The organism is Lentzea sp. NBRC 102530 (assembly GCF_030269365.1).
Classification (GTDB): Bacteria; Actinomycetota; Actinomycetes; order Mycobacteriales; family Pseudonocardiaceae; genus Lentzea.
In genome coordinates this window covers 549802-564903 of record NZ_BSTF01000001.1, presented here as the reverse complement: position 1 = coordinate 564903, position 15102 = coordinate 549802, and the positions used below count along the sequence as shown (strand labels likewise).

Annotated in this window: 7 protein-coding genes; 2 read left to right on the top strand and 5 right to left on the bottom strand. The window is 73.3% G+C overall.

The genetic code is table 11. The annotated features are described in order from the left end of the window. The first annotated feature begins 286 nt into the window (after positions 1–286). Both QSK25_RS02430 and QSK25_RS02425 read left to right on the top strand, forming a co-directional pair. The gene (locus QSK25_RS02430) at positions 287–526 is read left to right on the top strand and encodes a hypothetical protein (protein WP_285631857.1); all 240 of its coding nucleotides are present in this window, start codon (positions 287–289) and stop codon (positions 524–526) included. Positions 527–930: 404 nt separating this feature from the next. Next, positions 931–8466 (top strand): WXG100-like domain-containing protein, encoded by a 7536-nt coding sequence (locus QSK25_RS02425; protein ID WP_285631854.1) that lies wholly within the window; start codon positions 931–933, stop codon positions 8464–8466. A gap of 273 nt (positions 8467–8739) precedes the next feature. On the opposite strand, the gene QSK25_RS02420 is transcribed toward QSK25_RS02425, so the two are convergent. The 5 genes from QSK25_RS02420 to QSK25_RS02400 all read right to left on the bottom strand — a co-directional run bounded on the left by QSK25_RS02420 (position 8740) and on the right by QSK25_RS02400 (position 14861). Further along, entirely contained in the window at positions 8740–11280 is a 2541-nt protein-coding gene (locus tag QSK25_RS02420; RefSeq protein ID WP_285631851.1) for a helix-turn-helix transcriptional regulator, read from the bottom strand. 72 nt (positions 11281–11352) lie between these two features. Next, positions 11353–11862: a hypothetical protein gene (locus QSK25_RS02415; RefSeq protein ID WP_285631848.1), complete on the bottom strand. Its 510-nt coding sequence runs from the start codon at positions 11860–11862 to the stop codon at positions 11353–11355. Positions 11863–11946: 84 nt separating this feature from the next. Continuing rightward, positions 11947–12231 carry a hypothetical protein gene (locus QSK25_RS02410; protein ID WP_285631845.1) on the bottom strand — a complete coding sequence of 95 codons (285 nt, stop codon included), beginning with the start codon at positions 12229–12231 and terminating at the stop codon, positions 11947–11949. Between the two features lie 72 nt (positions 12232–12303). Continuing rightward, complete coding sequence (locus QSK25_RS02405; protein WP_285631842.1) at positions 12304–13488, bottom strand: helix-turn-helix transcriptional regulator; 1185 nt, start codon at positions 13486–13488, stop codon at positions 12304–12306. After that, positions 13485–14861: a helix-turn-helix domain-containing protein gene (locus tag QSK25_RS02400; protein WP_285631838.1), complete on the bottom strand. Its 1377-nt coding sequence runs from the start codon at positions 14859–14861 to the stop codon at positions 13485–13487. Before QSK25_RS02400 ends, QSK25_RS02405 begins: the two co-directional genes overlap by 4 nt. Positions 14862–15102: the final 241 nt, after the last annotated feature.

Below are 15102 nucleotides of genomic sequence, written 5' to 3'. Positions count from 1 at the left end.
CGCCTTCAGCCGAACGCACGACGGGGAACGTCACCCAGCGTCGCGAACCCCGCTCAGGTCACGGACGACTGGTTTCTCATCGGCCCGATCGGCGGCTTCCGTTCCACGGCAGAGGCACGGACCGGAGTTCAAGCGGGCAGGATCCGGTCCGGCGCCTTCACTCCACTGTGGACATGAGTACTTCCGGCCAGAGAAACCTGTCCTCCTGACCTGAGTCCAGTGATCGGCCTGGACGCGCTCCACCGGCTCGCGGGACCGTTGAGAGCGTTGCCCACAGGAGGAAATGGTGTCCGCACGACTCACCACCCTGCTGAAGCAGCTCATCGAGGAACGACGGGCTGAGGACAACCTGGAAGAAGTAGAGAACCTGACAGATCTGCTGATGGCCTTGGTGAGCGCGGACGAGTTGTACGCGGCGATGTTCCGCGACGACGAGGACGCGATGTCCTTCCACGCCGAGGTGCTCGACCGTCAGCTGCTCACAGCTCGGGCGATGGAGTCCAGGAACTCCGCACGACGCCCGTGATGATGCCCGGCAACCGGCAGGGGGTTGCCGGGCATCACCTTCTTCCGCACTTCGTCGGCGGGATCGTCGAACGGCCGCCGGACTCCGCCAAGACGCCGGCGCCGCGCGGAGCCGTTCGTCCGCCGAGATCGTCCGATCGGCCATCACCCGCACCACGGGGCCCCGGATCCACTCCAACTGGGGGGAGTTCCCCCGTCAAGGCCGCACTCGTCGTCCTGCCGGCACTCCGCGGTCCGGGCGGGGGAGGGTAGCAGGCGAACCTCGCCGCTGCTGTCGATGTGGAGTCACGAGGGCACGAGGGCTGGACGTAAACCCAGCCGGCCCAAGCGCCTCCTCGCCTGTTCCGATCACCGGATTTCCCCGTTGTTTATGGTGATCCACATCGCTTCGTCGAGGAGGTGTGGATGAGTGGTGGAGACGGGACTGCTCACCTGCCTGCTGCCTTGCAGAAGTTCTTCCAGGTCGTGCTGGGCATGGAGTGGCCGGAGGCGAGCGAAGGCGGCCTGAAGCAACTCCACCACGCCTGGCAGGACACCGCCTCGGCCGTGGAGGACTTCGCGGACCTGGTGGGTGCGGACTCGGTCGCGGTGGCCGCGGCCTTGCGCGGGGCGTTGGGTGATCGGGTCGTCGGTTACCTGCGTGGTGATCTCGCCGCCGGGGTGGGCGAGCTGGTCGCGGGAATGCGGGAGCTGTCGCGTGCGGCGCAGACCGCGGCGGCTGACGTGCAGAAGGCCAAGATCATGTTGATCGCGATGGCCGCGCTGGCTCTCGCGACGGTGATCTCGTTGCTGTATTCGCTGATCTTCTCGTTCCTGATCCCTGCGGTGGAGGCGGCGGCGCAGGTCGGGTTGCGGCTGGTGTTGCGGCAGTTGGCTGCGAGTCTGGCGTCGTTGTCGGTGCGCGACGTGGGGGCGGCGGCGGTGAAGCTGGGGGTGGACGCGGCGAAGTTCGGTGCGTTCGGCGGTGCCTTCATGGGCGGGCTGGACGGCGGGATCCAGCTCGGCCAGATCGCGGCGGGCGGGCGGCACGGTTTCGACTGGGAGTCGTTGAAGGGCTCGGTGATCGGCGGTGTCATCGGTGGCGCCGTGGGTGGTGTGGCGCACGGCTTGTCGCGCGGTGCGGTGTCCGGGTTGTCGGCGGAGGTGCGGGGCCGGGTGACCGGTTCGGTGCGGGCGTTGGGGCACTTCACCTACGCCTCGGCCCAGGTCGCCGCGGCAGGGCTGAGCAACCCGCTGATCAACGTCGCCACCGGGATGCGCGGCAACGTCTGGGACGGCATCATCGGCGCCGCCTCCCGCGCGGGCACCGGCAGAGGAGGGACGTCCGCCGCGGAGAACGGCGAACTGGTGATCCCCGGCATCAGGTCACCGGAGCTCGGGCCCACCGGCGCGAGGTCCACCGCCGATCAGTCCATCGTGGACGGTGAAGCGCCACCGCGCCACGAGGGCGAGCGGGCGGACTCGGACTCCGACGCCGCGTCGGTCAGCACGGCTCCCTCCTCTCCGCTGCTGGGCGGACCGGTCAGGCCGATCTCCCCCGAACCCGGCGCGTCGTTCCGGCTCGACGAGACGCGGTCGCACAGCCCGGCACGACCGGCAACCGAGTCGAACACGCCGGCTCTCGTGAACTTCCTCGAGGCCCCGGTGGTCACCACGAGCGTGGCGGGCGCTCTCCCGCGCACCGAGCCGGCCGGTGCCGCGCGCACGGCTGTGACCGCGGACGCGCGGCCGACGACCGCCGACGCCCGGCCGGAGAGCCGCGCGAGCACCCGGCACCGCGGAACGAACGATCACCCGGCACACCAGGTGCTGAGCCGGGCACCGGCGCGGAACGAGACCGCCGCACACACCACGACACGAGCCGACGCCGCACGCCTCGGCCCAGCCCAGCCCGCCGAGTCCAGGCCCACGACCACCTCGGCCCGAGCCGGCGCGGCACTCCCGCACCACGCCGCCGCACCAGCGACGACCACGACCCGCACGGCCGAACCGGCCCCCGCACCCGTCCGAGGCGGTTCGACGGCACCAGCCCCGGTCCGAACTGACGCGGCCGTGCCGCACCGTTCAACCCAGCCAGGAGCCACACCGGCGGCGAACGCACACACGACCGGCGTGGCTCTCCCGGCCTCTGCGACCATCTCCCACCCCGCCGCGCCGATCTCCGCCCGCACGGACGCGGCCCTGCCGGCACACCACCAGGCAGCTACCACCACCCGCGCGACCGAACCGGTTCCCACCGCACCGGCCGGAAGGGGTACGACGATCTCGGAAGTGGCGCCCGTCGCCGCCTCCAGCCTCGGGGGAACCACCCGGCCGAACTCCCCGGTCCAAGCGGACAGGCAGGCCGACCAGAACCGCCCCGCCTCCCGCACGGCCCCCCTTGCCGGGAGCAACGCCCACACCACGGCCCCCGCGAACGAGACCCCGCAGAGGCACATCACGTTCGCCCCACCGACCAGGGCCGGCACGACGCTCTCCGAAGCGGCCACCGTCGCCGCCTCCGGCACCCCGGGAACCACCCGGCCGAACTCCCTGGTCCACAACGGACCCGACGGTGCCACCACGACTGGTGACTCCCGAGCCCGCGTCGAGACCGCCGCGGGCGATCCCCCGCTGAGGAGCACCACCTTCGCGATCAGCGAACACCCCACGCACTCCGAGACCACCCTCCACAACGGACACGACGGCGACCCGGGCCCGTCCACCTTCGGCCCGCCCACCAGGGTCGGCACCACGTTCTCCGAGGCCGTCACCGCGGCCGACTCCACCCCGCCGACACGTCCGGCGTCGAAGGACGGCCCCCAGCGGCCGGCGTCGCTGCGCGACGTCCTGCCCGAGTACGTCAGGACCGGCCGCGCGCTCGGCGGGGTCGCGGTCAACACCGTCGACGCGCGGCCGGCGTTCGAGGCGCACGTCAAGGGGCTGCTCTCCGGGCTCAGGGCGGGGGACGTCGAGGGCGCGGAGGCGATCACGGCGAAGTTGTTCCGCGGCAAGTTCGAGAGCCTCATGGGCGACGGTGGCCGCTCGGCCGTGCGGGTCGGGGGCGAGTGGTTCGAGGTGCGGGTGCGCGCCGACGTGCGGTTCGGGGACGTGCCCGCGGACAGCGCGGCCAAACCTGCGTCGCTCGGCCTGCGCGAGCTCAAGGAGAGGCACGGCGCCGCGGTCGACGACTCCACGACGGAGGCGCCCGCGCGTGCTGTCGCGATCTCCACGACGGGGCTGTTGCCCTTCGCCGGCCCCTACGGTGCGGTCAGCACCCAGGTGCCGCTCGCCTCTCCCGCCGTCGAGCGGACCGAAGGCGACTCCCTCACCACCCAAACGACGATGCGGACGTACGGGGACGTGCGTTCGGCGGGCGTTCCGGTGGACTACCACATCACCGTCATCAACGAGGCCGAGGCGACCGTCGCCACGAGCACGTACCAGGGGAAGGCCGACTTCCTCGTCCCCGAGGCGCTGATCTCGTCGCACACCCGGCCGGACGTCCGGCCGGGCGTCGCCGCGCCCGACTGGGGGCGGGCCATCGAGTGGATCGCGCCGGACAGCGTGCTGCTCAACGAGGACGACCTCTTCGCCAGGGTCGGTGACGCGCTCTCGAAGGACGTCGTGCGGCTGGGTGCGCCGGGGCGTGCGACGCTCAGCGAATTCCTGAGCGGCAACGGGATCCGCGCCGCGCTGCCCGTCGCGCTGGCCGGTGGTGACGTCGTCTCCACCGAGTTGCGCAGCCGCCACGGAGACGTCCGCGACGCCGTGCGGATGCGCGCCCACGCCGGCGAGGCGACGCTCGTCGACGTCATCCCCGGCAACGGCCAGGCGCGGTCCGCCGACAGCGCAGAGCACCAGAGTTCGTGGTCGGCCGCCACGCGCAGGGGTGCCGAGGTCCGGGCGATGGCCGGGATGGGGGCGCGCGTCCACGGCATCGCGACCGCGCTCGGCGGACTGGTCGGCAGCGCGGGCGCCACGAAGGCGAGCACAGCGACCGGTGCGACGGACACCAGCCTCACGGCGGGGCTGCGCGCGCAAGGGGACATCGGCCTGTACCGCGTCGACACGACGATCGAGGTCACCACGCCCGACGGCCAGGTGCACACCGCGCCGGCGGTCGCCTACGCGCGGCTCGGTCTGCGGGAGGCGCACGACCTCGGCCTGCCGGTGCCGGAGGGCACGAGCGGCCGGTTCACCGACGTCGGCGAGAGGTTCGAGCCACCGCACCTCGCGGCCGGGGCCGCGTCGGGGCAGGTGCGCGCGGGGCGGTTCGACGTCGCGCACCGGGTGCTCCCCGCCGTCGAGGCCGCCCTGAAGGCGATCCCCGGTCTGGAGGGACTTCTGCACGACTGGAACACCACGACCGCGAAACGCGCCGAGGGCGAGGAGTTCGGCGGACAGCTGGTCAACTCGCGCAAGCTCACCACCGCGCTGTCCCCCGCCGCGCTGCGGGCGAGGTTCGGCAGCCTGATCGGGCCCGGCATCTCGGTGAACTTCAAGACGAGCGGTCTGTTCACCGACCGGTTCGTCAGCGTCACGGTCAAGGCCAGGACCGGACCGGGCACGCACCTCGGCCGCGTCGAGGACCGGACGATCTCCCGCACGGCGGAGGCGACCTCCACGCTCACCGGCGCCACGACCACGGACGTCGGCTGGTCCGCCGGTCTGGAGGGGCGTGCCGTGATCGCGCCGGGCAGCGATGACGTCTCCGGCTTCATCGGCGCGGCCATCACCCCGTTCCAGTACTCCGACAACCAGAGCGCGCGCAACCGTGGCGCGCTCACGGTGTCCTCCAGCGAGGAGAGCGCTGGAGGTGCCGCACACGTCTTCGAGCACGACGTCGAGCTGGAGATCCAGATCCAGAGCCACACCAGGGCCCGTCCGTGGGTCAAGCGCCTGACCCCCGGCTCGCCGTTCCGGACGACTCCAACGGTCACCGTGCTGCCGGGACCCGAGCCGCTCTCGGGCAAGGCGGAGCTGTGGGTCGACGAGTCGTCGGTGCTGCGCGAGGACCCGTCGGAGTTCGCACCGGGTACCCCGGCGGTCACCCCGCTGCCCGAACCACCGGCCATCGACGCCCTCACGAGCGACGGCAACCCCTCGATCCTGCGCTGGGAGGGCATGGCGCACAGCGAGTTCCTGCGGGACGAGGCGCTGCGCCTGATGGCGGAGGCGGCGGGCGGCGACGGCGTGCTGGGGCTGCCGGGCAGTGCCGCCCGCGAACGCCTCGACAGCATGTTCTCGCCGGAGAGGCTCGGCGCGCGCAGCGGTGAGATGCTCACGAGTGGCTTGCGGGAAGGCGGTTTCCGGTACGAGCGACGCGTCGCGGACCGGGTCGGCGCGGTCGGGATGCGCCTGTCGCTGCACAACCCCCAGGTGGTGACGTCGGCGAAGGCGGGCGAGGCCGAGACCGCGTGGACCGGTGTGTTCAAGGCGGGCGCGGACAAGATCCGGCGGCGTGCCTTCGGCGGCAACGCCCAGCTGCTCGGCTACGCCAACGGCGTGGGCGAGACCGCGGTGGGCCGGGGTCAGACCGCCACTCGCGCCAACTGGACCCCGTGGGGCCGCAGGAAGGTCGTCACCAGCGAGGTCTCCGCGCGGATCGACCGCGCGAACGAGCTCTCGCCGCACGACCGCACCGTGCTCGTGCGGTACGACGCCGGTGTGCGCATGGTCGCCGAATCACGCGAGGAGAGCATCGTCAACGGCTCCGTCTCCCGTGCGGCGGCCGACATCGCGCTGCCCGGTTCGGTCTTCGCCTGGCTGACCGAGGCGCAGGCACGTGACCAGGGGCTGCTCCCCGGCAGCACACCGCGTGCCCCGCTCCCCGGTCCGCTCGCCGGGCTCGACGCGGAGTCCGGCGTGTTCGGCATGGCGACGCTGGCGGAGAGCCCCGACCTGAGCCCTCTCGTCCAGGCGACCCGCGACGCGCTGGGCGACCTCGGCGGCAAGCTCCTGCCCCGCTCGGTCTTCGACGACTCGATGGGCAGCCTCGAACAGCTGCGGGTCCTCACCGGCGCGGGCACCGTCGGCAGCCTGCTCGACGACGTGCTGGACGGTGGCGTGCCGCTGACCGCGCACACGACCGGCCTGCTGACCTCCGCAGGGTACGAGGTGCGGTTGAAGGGAATCGTGCTCGGCACCGAGTTCCTGGACGTCCGTTACGACGACGGTGTGCTCTCGACCTCCGTCACCACGAGCAGGGGTGCCAGGCGGATCATCGAGAGGTTCACCTCGCTGGGCGGACAGTTGCGCATCGCGGGACGGGGGATGTTCTCCTCCGCGGAGTCCGGGACGCGAGGCTCGGAGGGCGTGTCCGGTGGTGTGGGCGCCACGCACGACCACTTCCGGAGCCGGACGACCGCGAGCGGCGCGGCCGCGACGCGCACCGCGCTGAGTGACGGAGCGCAAGCCCGCGACCGCGCACGGATCCGGTTCGTGCTCGAGGTGTCGAAAGGCACCGAGGTGCTGTCCTCGGTCACGACCGATGCCGAGGTGACGGTGCTGACCCCCGCCGACGACCGGCGGGTCCTGCAGCGGTCCATCCCGCCCACCGCACCCGAGACCTCCGAGGTGCCCGCGGCGGACCGCACCGCGGAAAGCCTCACCACCTGGCGCGGCAGGGGCGCGAAGCTCCCGGCGACGACCGCGGTGACCGCCACCCGCGGTGCCGCCCAGCTCCGGGACGCGGCGACGCGGGCCCTCGCGCTCGCGGATGCTCCCGTCCGGCTGACCGACGCGGGAACCGGGCCCGCACACACCCTCTCCACCGCGCTCACGAACTCCGGCCTGCGCGCGGGCCTGACCACGATGGCCGACACGGGCCTGCCGCTCCCCGCGCTGCGCGACAGGTCGGTGTTCCACCGCGGCGAAGCGACCGTGACCGTGCACGGCCGGCTGGCCAACCCCCGGCTGCTGGGCCTGTCCGAGTCGGTCAAGCTGCTGCAGGCCGGCAAGCAGCTCGCCGCGTTCACCACCGACGCGGGTGAGGGCGGCACCGAACTGGCGTCCGTCACCGCCGGCGAAGGCACGGTGGGCACCGCGTCCGGGCACTGGTTCGCCCCACCGGGACTCGACGTCCAGAAGACCGCCCGAGTGCTGCACGCGCACGACAACCTGGCCGTGCACCGGCCGGTCACCGTGCAGCACACCGGGCTCACCGGGCTGGTGCGCCTCGACGCCGAGTACCGCGTGGTGGCCGACACGGGCGGGGGCCGGACGGGAGCGACCGAGGTCCGCGCACCGGGATCGGTCGTGGTGCGGATGACGGTCGCGGACGTCGCGAAGCTGTTCGGCCGCGACCTGCCCGAGGAGCTGCGGCACCAGCAGGACGCGGTGCGGCGCGAGGACGCGGCCTGGCTCGAGCAGGAGGAACTCGCGCGGCGAGCCCAGTTCGCCGCCGACGACCTCTGGCTGTACGGCGAGACGAACGCGAAGCGCTGGGCCGGTGCCGGCACGGCCGCCGAGGACATCGCCGCGCTGGAAGGCGACCTGCGCGCGGCGGTGGAGGCGGTCCAGCAGGAGAGGGCCTCGTACCGCGAGCAGCGAGCGGACCTCGACCACCAGGTGCGAATCCTGGAGGGCTGGTCCGACCTCGCGCTGGCGCTGCGCAACGCGGCCGAGCCGGGCTCCCCGGACGAGGTGCGGTCTCAGGAGATCAGCGCGGAGGTCGCCCGGCAGGAGGTCGACGTCCGCGCCGAACTCCAGGAGCTCACCCGCCTGCAACAGCGGTCGGCCGCCGACTTCGCCCGGCTGAACGACCTGGTGCTGCGGTGGGACGAACCGACTCCGCCCGTCGCCGAGGTGGCGGCGGAACTGGCCGCACGGGCCGCGCGGGCCGCGGACACGGCGCGTGCGGAGTGGTGGGCGGCCAAGGAGGCGCTCGAACGGCACGTCGCCGGGTTCAACCTGGACGCGCCCACCGACCCTGCGTCCAGCCAGCTGACGCTGTTCTGAGGGTGGTGGTGGGCCGGGCATCGCACAGCGGACCGGCCGCCACGACGGCAGTCCGACTGTCACGGCGGCGGCCCTGGCGCCGCGACAGCAGACCTGGCGTCGCCACGCACAACCGCGGCCCGGACGCCGCGACAGCAGACCTGGCGTCGCCACGCACAACCGCGGCCCTGGCGCCGCGACAGCAGAGCTGGCGTCGCAACGCACAACCGCGGTCCGGACGCCGCGACGGCAAACCGCGCCGGACCTGTAACGGCCCGGCGCGTTCCGCACGCGTCAGACCCCGACCGGCTCCGCCTGCCCGAGCGCGGACACGGCGAGCCCGTAGCGGGTCCGGCAGCCCGCCTTGGCGAACAGGCGGGTGAGGTTCTTCTCCACCGTCTTCTCGCTCATCCGCAGCGCCTGGGCGATCTGGCGGTTGGTCCGGCCCGCGCGGATGTGGTCGAGGATCGCGAGGTGCGTCTCCGAGAGGTCCGCGTCCGCCGAGGCCGACGCCGGAACGGGTGCGTCGGCGACGAGGGCGCGCGCGTGCGCGAGCAGGCGGGGCGCGCCGATCCGGTGGGCGACCTCCACGGCGTCCGGCTGCCCGAGGAGCGCGATCTTGTACTGCTCGCCGCGCACGCGCAGGGTCTGCACGGCCTGACCGATCCGGACGTCGTCGCCCTCCGCGAGCCCGCTGACGAGCACGTGGGTCTCCTCGGCCGAGGCCGAGCCGGACTCCTCGCGCCAGCGGCGGGCCAGGGCGGCGACGTCCCGGACGCGGTGCGGCTCGTCACCGCGCAGGGCCAGCGACACGAGTCTGGCCAGCATCTCGCCCTTGCCCGGCACGTCACCGGTGCGGCCGTGGCGGTGGTAGGCCTGCCAGCCGATCTCGAACGCGCCCGCCACGTCGGTGTGGGCCCGCAGCCCGGCCTCGGCCCAGCCGCGCCACAGCGGCAGGCTCGTGACGCCGGGCGAGTTCAGCAGCCAGGCCTCCGCCCGGTCGTCCTCGCCGCGCCACCCGCTGATCTCGGCCGCGAGCACCCTCACGTGCTCGTCGGCGGTGCGGTCGGCGTCCCCGCGCAGCACCAGTTCGCGGGCCGCGCTGAGCGCGGTGGTCCAGTCCCCGGCCGCGAACGCCTTGCGGGCGCGGTGGTGCGCGGCGAGAGGTCCCCGCGTCGGGGTTCCGTAGTCGGGGCCGAGCACGGCGGAGAGCAGCGGCACCAGGTCGCGGACGGCGCAGGCCGCCCGCATCCGTGCGCCACCGGCGGGCTGAGGCGTCCTCGTCACCGCCGGGGCGAGCCAGTCCTCCGGGAAGCACGCGTGCAGCGCGTCGAGGTTGAGGGGCACGCCCGCGTTCCAGCGCTCCAGGAGCGCCAGCACGGCGCGGGAGGCCTCCTCCCCCGCCACGACCGACTCGTCGACCGGCTCTCCCGTGTGCACCGAGGCCAGCACGGCGGCCCTCGTGAGCTGGACCCGTCCGGCGGCGTCCGTCCCCGCCCGCGCGGCCTCCGCCACGAACCGGCCGAGCCGGTCGTACTCAGTCGTGCGGACGAGGTGCTGGATCAGCTCCGCCCGCGGTGCCGCGCGCTCCGCCGCGTGCCACCACATCGCGCGCAGGTGCTCGGTGCGGCCTCCCGCCACCGGCGGCGCGGCGGCGAGCCGGCGCGCGAGGTCCGGGTCCGGGGGCAGCGCCGTGCGCGCGGCCACGACGTGTTCGACCAGGACCGCGGACCCCTCGTCACCGAGCCGTTCCCGCAGCCGCACGGCCATGTCCGCGTGCAGCAGCGCCAGGTGCTCCGCCGTGGCGTCCGTCCGCAGGGCGGCCGCCACGGCCGGGACGCGGCACCTCAGCCGCGCCGACGCGTCGCAGTCGAGGATCCCCAGCGTGACGAGCTCGTCGGTCGTGCCGCCGTACTCAGGCACCGGACGTCCCGTCGCCGCCGCGAGCACGGGCAGCTGGTCGACGGCGAAACCGGCGGGTTCGGCGGCGAGCAGGACCAGGTCCCGGCCCGCCTCGCCGAACCGGGCGAGCGCGCGCACCAGGTGGTGCCGGTCGGGCAGGGCAACGGGAGAAAGAGGCGCACGCAGGCACATGGCGCCGTGCACGACGACGAGGCGTTCTTCCGCGCGCAGCCGGGAGATCGCGCCGAGCACGGCGGCCGGATTCCCCCACAACGGTCCCAGCGCCCGCCGCAGCACCCCTTCGAGCATCGGGTCGGGTTCGGCGTGCAGGGTCCGCTGTAGCAGCACGGCCGTCTCGTCCTCGGTCAACGGCCCCAGGTCCACCACCTGGTCGGCCACCGCGCACAGCTTGTCCTGACCGCTCGCGGAGTCCAGGGCGCAGGTCGCGACCACGAGGTGCCCGGCCCTGCGCATCACGGCGATCGCGAGGACCGGGTCGCCCAGCCGGTGCGCGTCCTCGACCAGGACGGCGATCCGGCCGGTGACGCTCACCCGGCCGAACAGCGTGCTCAAGGCGTTGAGGAGGCAGAAGCGCAGCCACGGGGAGCGGTAGGTCTCCGGTGAGCACAACCGGCTCACCCGGTCGATCGCCTCCGGGAGCCGGGTGTCGGCCTGCAGGAGCTCGAACTGCTCCCGCAGCGCCGCGAGCAACAGGGTGACGCCGAACTGGTCCCAGTCGGGGAGCTCTCCCCCACACCCGATCTCCAGCACGACGGCACCGCGCTCGCGCAGTTCGCGCCGGAACTCCTGCGCAAGGGCCGACTTGCCGATCCCCTCACTGCCGCGGATCACCGTCAGCCCGGCCTGCCGGTCCTGGGCGAGCACCCCGAGGGCGGACCGCCGACCGACGAAAGTGCCTCGCTGCCGTGCCATGAGTTCTTCCTCCCGAACCGGAAAGACACCGGTGAACGAGATCAGCTCAGCGACAGCGACTCCAGAAAACCTCTACGACCGCGCCGGGCGCCAGCACCGGGCCCAGTCGCTGGTGATCTTCACCGCGACCGGCTCGCCGGGTGCGGCGGGCCAGATCCGCAGCAGCACGTCGACACCGGGCGGCCGCAGCTCGGCGCCGCGCGGGAAACGGACCTCCCGCACGTGGTAGCGGACCCGGTACCCGCCGGGTCCCGCCAGCAGGGGGCCGAGGTCGCACACCGGGCGGTGCGCCCAGTCGAGCAGGCGGTGCTCCCCCGTCCGCGACCGGTACCCGACCTCGACCACGTCGTCGAAGTCCTCGGCCACGCAGCCGGGCGGCCGGGCGAAGGTCTCGACCGTGAGGGTCGCCGTCCGCGCCCCGTCCGGCAGCTGGAACCGCAGCGCCCCGGCCGACGCGCTCACGATCTCGCCGGGCCACGGCCGGGGCGGCCACGGGTTTTCGACGCCCTCGATCATGAAATAGGGGAATGTCACGTCGAGGAGGCGAGCGGCGTTCCCGGCGGGCGCTCCGCGAGAGGACATGCCGGCCATCGTGGGCGCCGATTCGGCACCATTCCAGCACTCACTCCGCACCGGGTGTTTTCGTCCAACAAATGTGCCCGAATTTCAGGGGAAGACCAGAGCGTCGAAATCGGCACCGGTCACGTTCCCGAGCGAGGAGCGGAGCACGCGTTCGCCTTCCACGACGTCACCGCGCACGGACGAGCGCAACGCCTGCGCGGCCTGGGCCAGGCCGACGAGGAGGTCGACGTACTGCTCGCCGCACCGGCTGTCGCGCTGGGCCGTGCTCATGGTGGTCAGGCGGTCGACGTGCCGATCCAGCTGTGCCGCGAGCTCGAACTCGGGGACGATCGGCGACGAACGACGGAACCGCACCTCGTCCGAATCCATGCCTCCGATCGTGGCACGGTGCGGTCCCGTCCGGAGCAACGTCCGGGCCGATCGCGGGGGGACCCTGCCCTTTCAGCTCAGGTCGACGTTGCGCGCGAGCAGCTCGCGGCGGCCGCTCAGGTTCCTCTTCCGGTAGACCGAGGACAGGTGGAACTCGACGGTCCGCACGGTCAGGCCGATGCGTGCGGCGATCTCCTTGTTGCTCAGGCCGTCACGGGCGAGCCACGCGATCCGGCGCTCCTGCTCCGTCAGCGGCGTCCGCGCCACGACGGTGCCCAGGCCTTCTTCGGACACGGCGATGCGCCGCGCGAGCATGTCGCTGTTCAGCTCGGCCGCGAGCCGGGAGGCGCGCTCGAAGTGGTGCCGCGCCCCGGAGGGATCACCGCCGAGCGCGAGCCGGACGGCGAGCTCGCGACTCGCCTCGCACAGGTGCATCCGGCAGCCGGCGAACTCGAAGAGGTCGACGGCGTCGCGCAGCCGTTCGACCTGCTTGCCGTCGTCCTGCACGAGCGCGAGCACGTAGAGCGACCACCCCAGGTTGATCGGACCTCCCCACGCCTGGGCCGAGGCCGCCTGCTGACGGGCGAGGCTCGCGGCGAGGTCGGGCTGTCCCGCGGCCATCGCGGCCAGGGCGGCCACGCCCTGGCGTTGCACCACGAGGAACGACGACGCCAGCTCGCCCGCCGGGTACCGCAGAGCGGCGAGGCAGTGCTCCAGGCCCTCCGAGTAGCGGTCCTGGTACAGGTTCACCAGGCCGTGCACCGAGCGCAGCACGCCCCGCGCGGCCGGGACCTCGGCGATGATCGCGGCGAAGTCGTACTCCTCCACGAGTTGCTCGGCCTTCGCCGCGTCGCCGAGCAGCAGATGGACCTCGACCAGCGACAACGCGGCCATCCCCCGGCCCCTGCCGACCAGCGGCGTCAGCTGCTCGCGCGCCCCCAGCAGGTCACCGATCCAGCGCGTGATCTGGGCCCGCAGCACCGGCAGCAGTGCGACGACCGCGGGCACGCGCGAGTCGCTCAGCCGGAGCAGGTGCGCGTCGGCGGAGGCGACCTCACCGGCGCTGATGAGGATCGACATCGCACGCCAGAGGCACCGGACGTTCTCCGTGCAGGACGGCGACGCGAGCGCCTCCTCGGCCAGTTCCACCGCCGCGACCCGGTCGTGCCCGCCCTCGTCCACCGCCGCCAGCGCTCTCGTCGCGGCACACGACTCGTGCCCCAGCACCGCGAGCGGCACGTCCTCCTCCTTGCTCACAGCGGTGGGATCACCGTCCGGGACAGTCCGGTTCGTCCCGACACGCCCAGTTTGCGATAGATGTTCGACAGATGGAACTCGACGGTCCGCACGACCAGGTGCAGGCCGCGCGCGATGTCCCTGTTGCCGACCCCGGCCCTGGCCAGGTGCGCGACCCTCAGCTCCTGGTCGCTCAGGTCGGACTCCTCACCCGCGAACCTCCGCAGGGCCTCCTCGGCGCGGTTGCGCCACACACCGGCCGGGGCGTGGTCGCGTGCCGCGGCCAGCACCTCGAGGCCCCGCGAGCGCTGCCCGTCGTGGCACAGCTTCGCGCCGAGGTCGCACCGGGTGCGCACCAGCTCGAACGTCACCCCGGCCCGTTCGAGCAGCTCAGCGGCCTCGGTGAGCTGGCGGACGACGTCACCGGACACCAGCGCGGCAGCGCGCAGGGCGATGCCGACCGCGGCCGGCGTGCCCCACCTGCGCGCGTCGACGAGCTCCTTCTGGGCCAGGGCGAGGGCGACGTTGCGGCGGCCGATCGCAGCGGCGCTCAACGCGGCCTGCGAGCGCCACGGCAGCACGGCCGGGTTCACGACCTCGACCCTGGCGAGCTCGCGCCCGCACTCGACGAAGTCCTCGTAGGCCTGCGCGGCGCGGCCCACGGCCAGGTGCTGACCGGCGCGGGCGTGCAGCAGCTCGGCCCGGTCGCGCTGGCCCGCGAAGGTGGCGCCCAGGTCACGGCCTTCGAGCAGATCGCCCGCACGGTCGGCCTCACCCCGGTCGACCAGGGCCGCGGCCGTCCAGGCGACGACGAGGCCGGTGCGCCAGGGGTGCCCCTCCTCGTCGAGCAGGCCCTGGAAGCGGCGGTGCGCGGACTCCGGCCCGCCCGCGGCCTCGGCGCGGGCGGCGAGCAGTTCCGCTGCGTGCCGCAGGCGGGGGTTCGACGGCCCCTCGACCGCCAGCGTCCGCTCGCAGCTCTCGAGGGCCTGCCCGGCCTCGCCGCAGTACACGAGTGCGAGGTTCGAGATCCAGAACGGCCCCAGTTCGCCCGCGCCCGGCTCGGCGAGTGCGCGCCGGGCCCGTTCGGCGGCGGCTTCCCTGCCGTGACCCCGGTTGACGAACACCATGGCCTGCACCGCCGCGCCGAGCGACGGGCTGAGGGGCTGGTCGGCGCGCCGGTCGGTGTCCTCCGGTCGCGGGCCACCCGCGATGTGGACGAGACCGGACGGGTCGGGTGCCTCCTCCTCCGGCAGGCCGAGCAGGTGGTCGATGCCGCGGAGCACGACCTCGTCGGCCTCGCGCCAGCGGCCCTGTTCCGTCAAATCGGCCCGGGCGAGCCTGACGGCGTCGAGTGCGCGGCGCGGCTCATTTCTCGCGTCGCCAGTTCCCTGCATGTCCATCCATTTTCAAACGGGGCGTCGTCGGCCCGGAAGCGGTCGCTCTCGGAAGCCCCGGACGACCACGCCCCGACTATTGCCGCCAAATTAGATAACCGCACGATTCCCGTCAATCACACAAGGCAGTGATCTTCGAGTAAACGGTGAGTGACTGTGCGAACGCTCACTGTGGATCGCCCGCAGTCTTTCGGCTTCCGCTCCGCGCACGCACCCCGGCACGAGCACGATCGTGGGAGAC

Bases quoted from the DNA above. Each gene is read 5' to 3' on its own strand.
- QSK25_RS02425 (WP_285631854.1), top strand. From the start codon at position 931: ATGAGTGGTGGAGACGGGACTGCTCACCTGCCTGCTGCCTTGCAGAAG.
- QSK25_RS02420 (WP_285631851.1), bottom strand. From the start codon at position 11,280: ATGGCACGGCAGCGAGGCACTTTCGTCGGTCGGCGGTCCGCCCTCGGG.
- QSK25_RS02415 (WP_285631848.1), bottom strand. From the start codon at position 11,862: ATGTCCTCTCGCGGAGCGCCCGCCGGGAACGCCGCTCGCCTCCTCGAC.
- QSK25_RS02410 (WP_285631845.1), bottom strand. From the start codon at position 12,231: ATGGATTCGGACGAGGTGCGGTTCCGTCGTTCGTCGCCGATCGTCCCC.
- QSK25_RS02400 (WP_285631838.1), bottom strand. From the start codon at position 14,861: ATGCAGGGAACTGGCGACGCGAGAAATGAGCCGCGCCGCGCACTCGAC.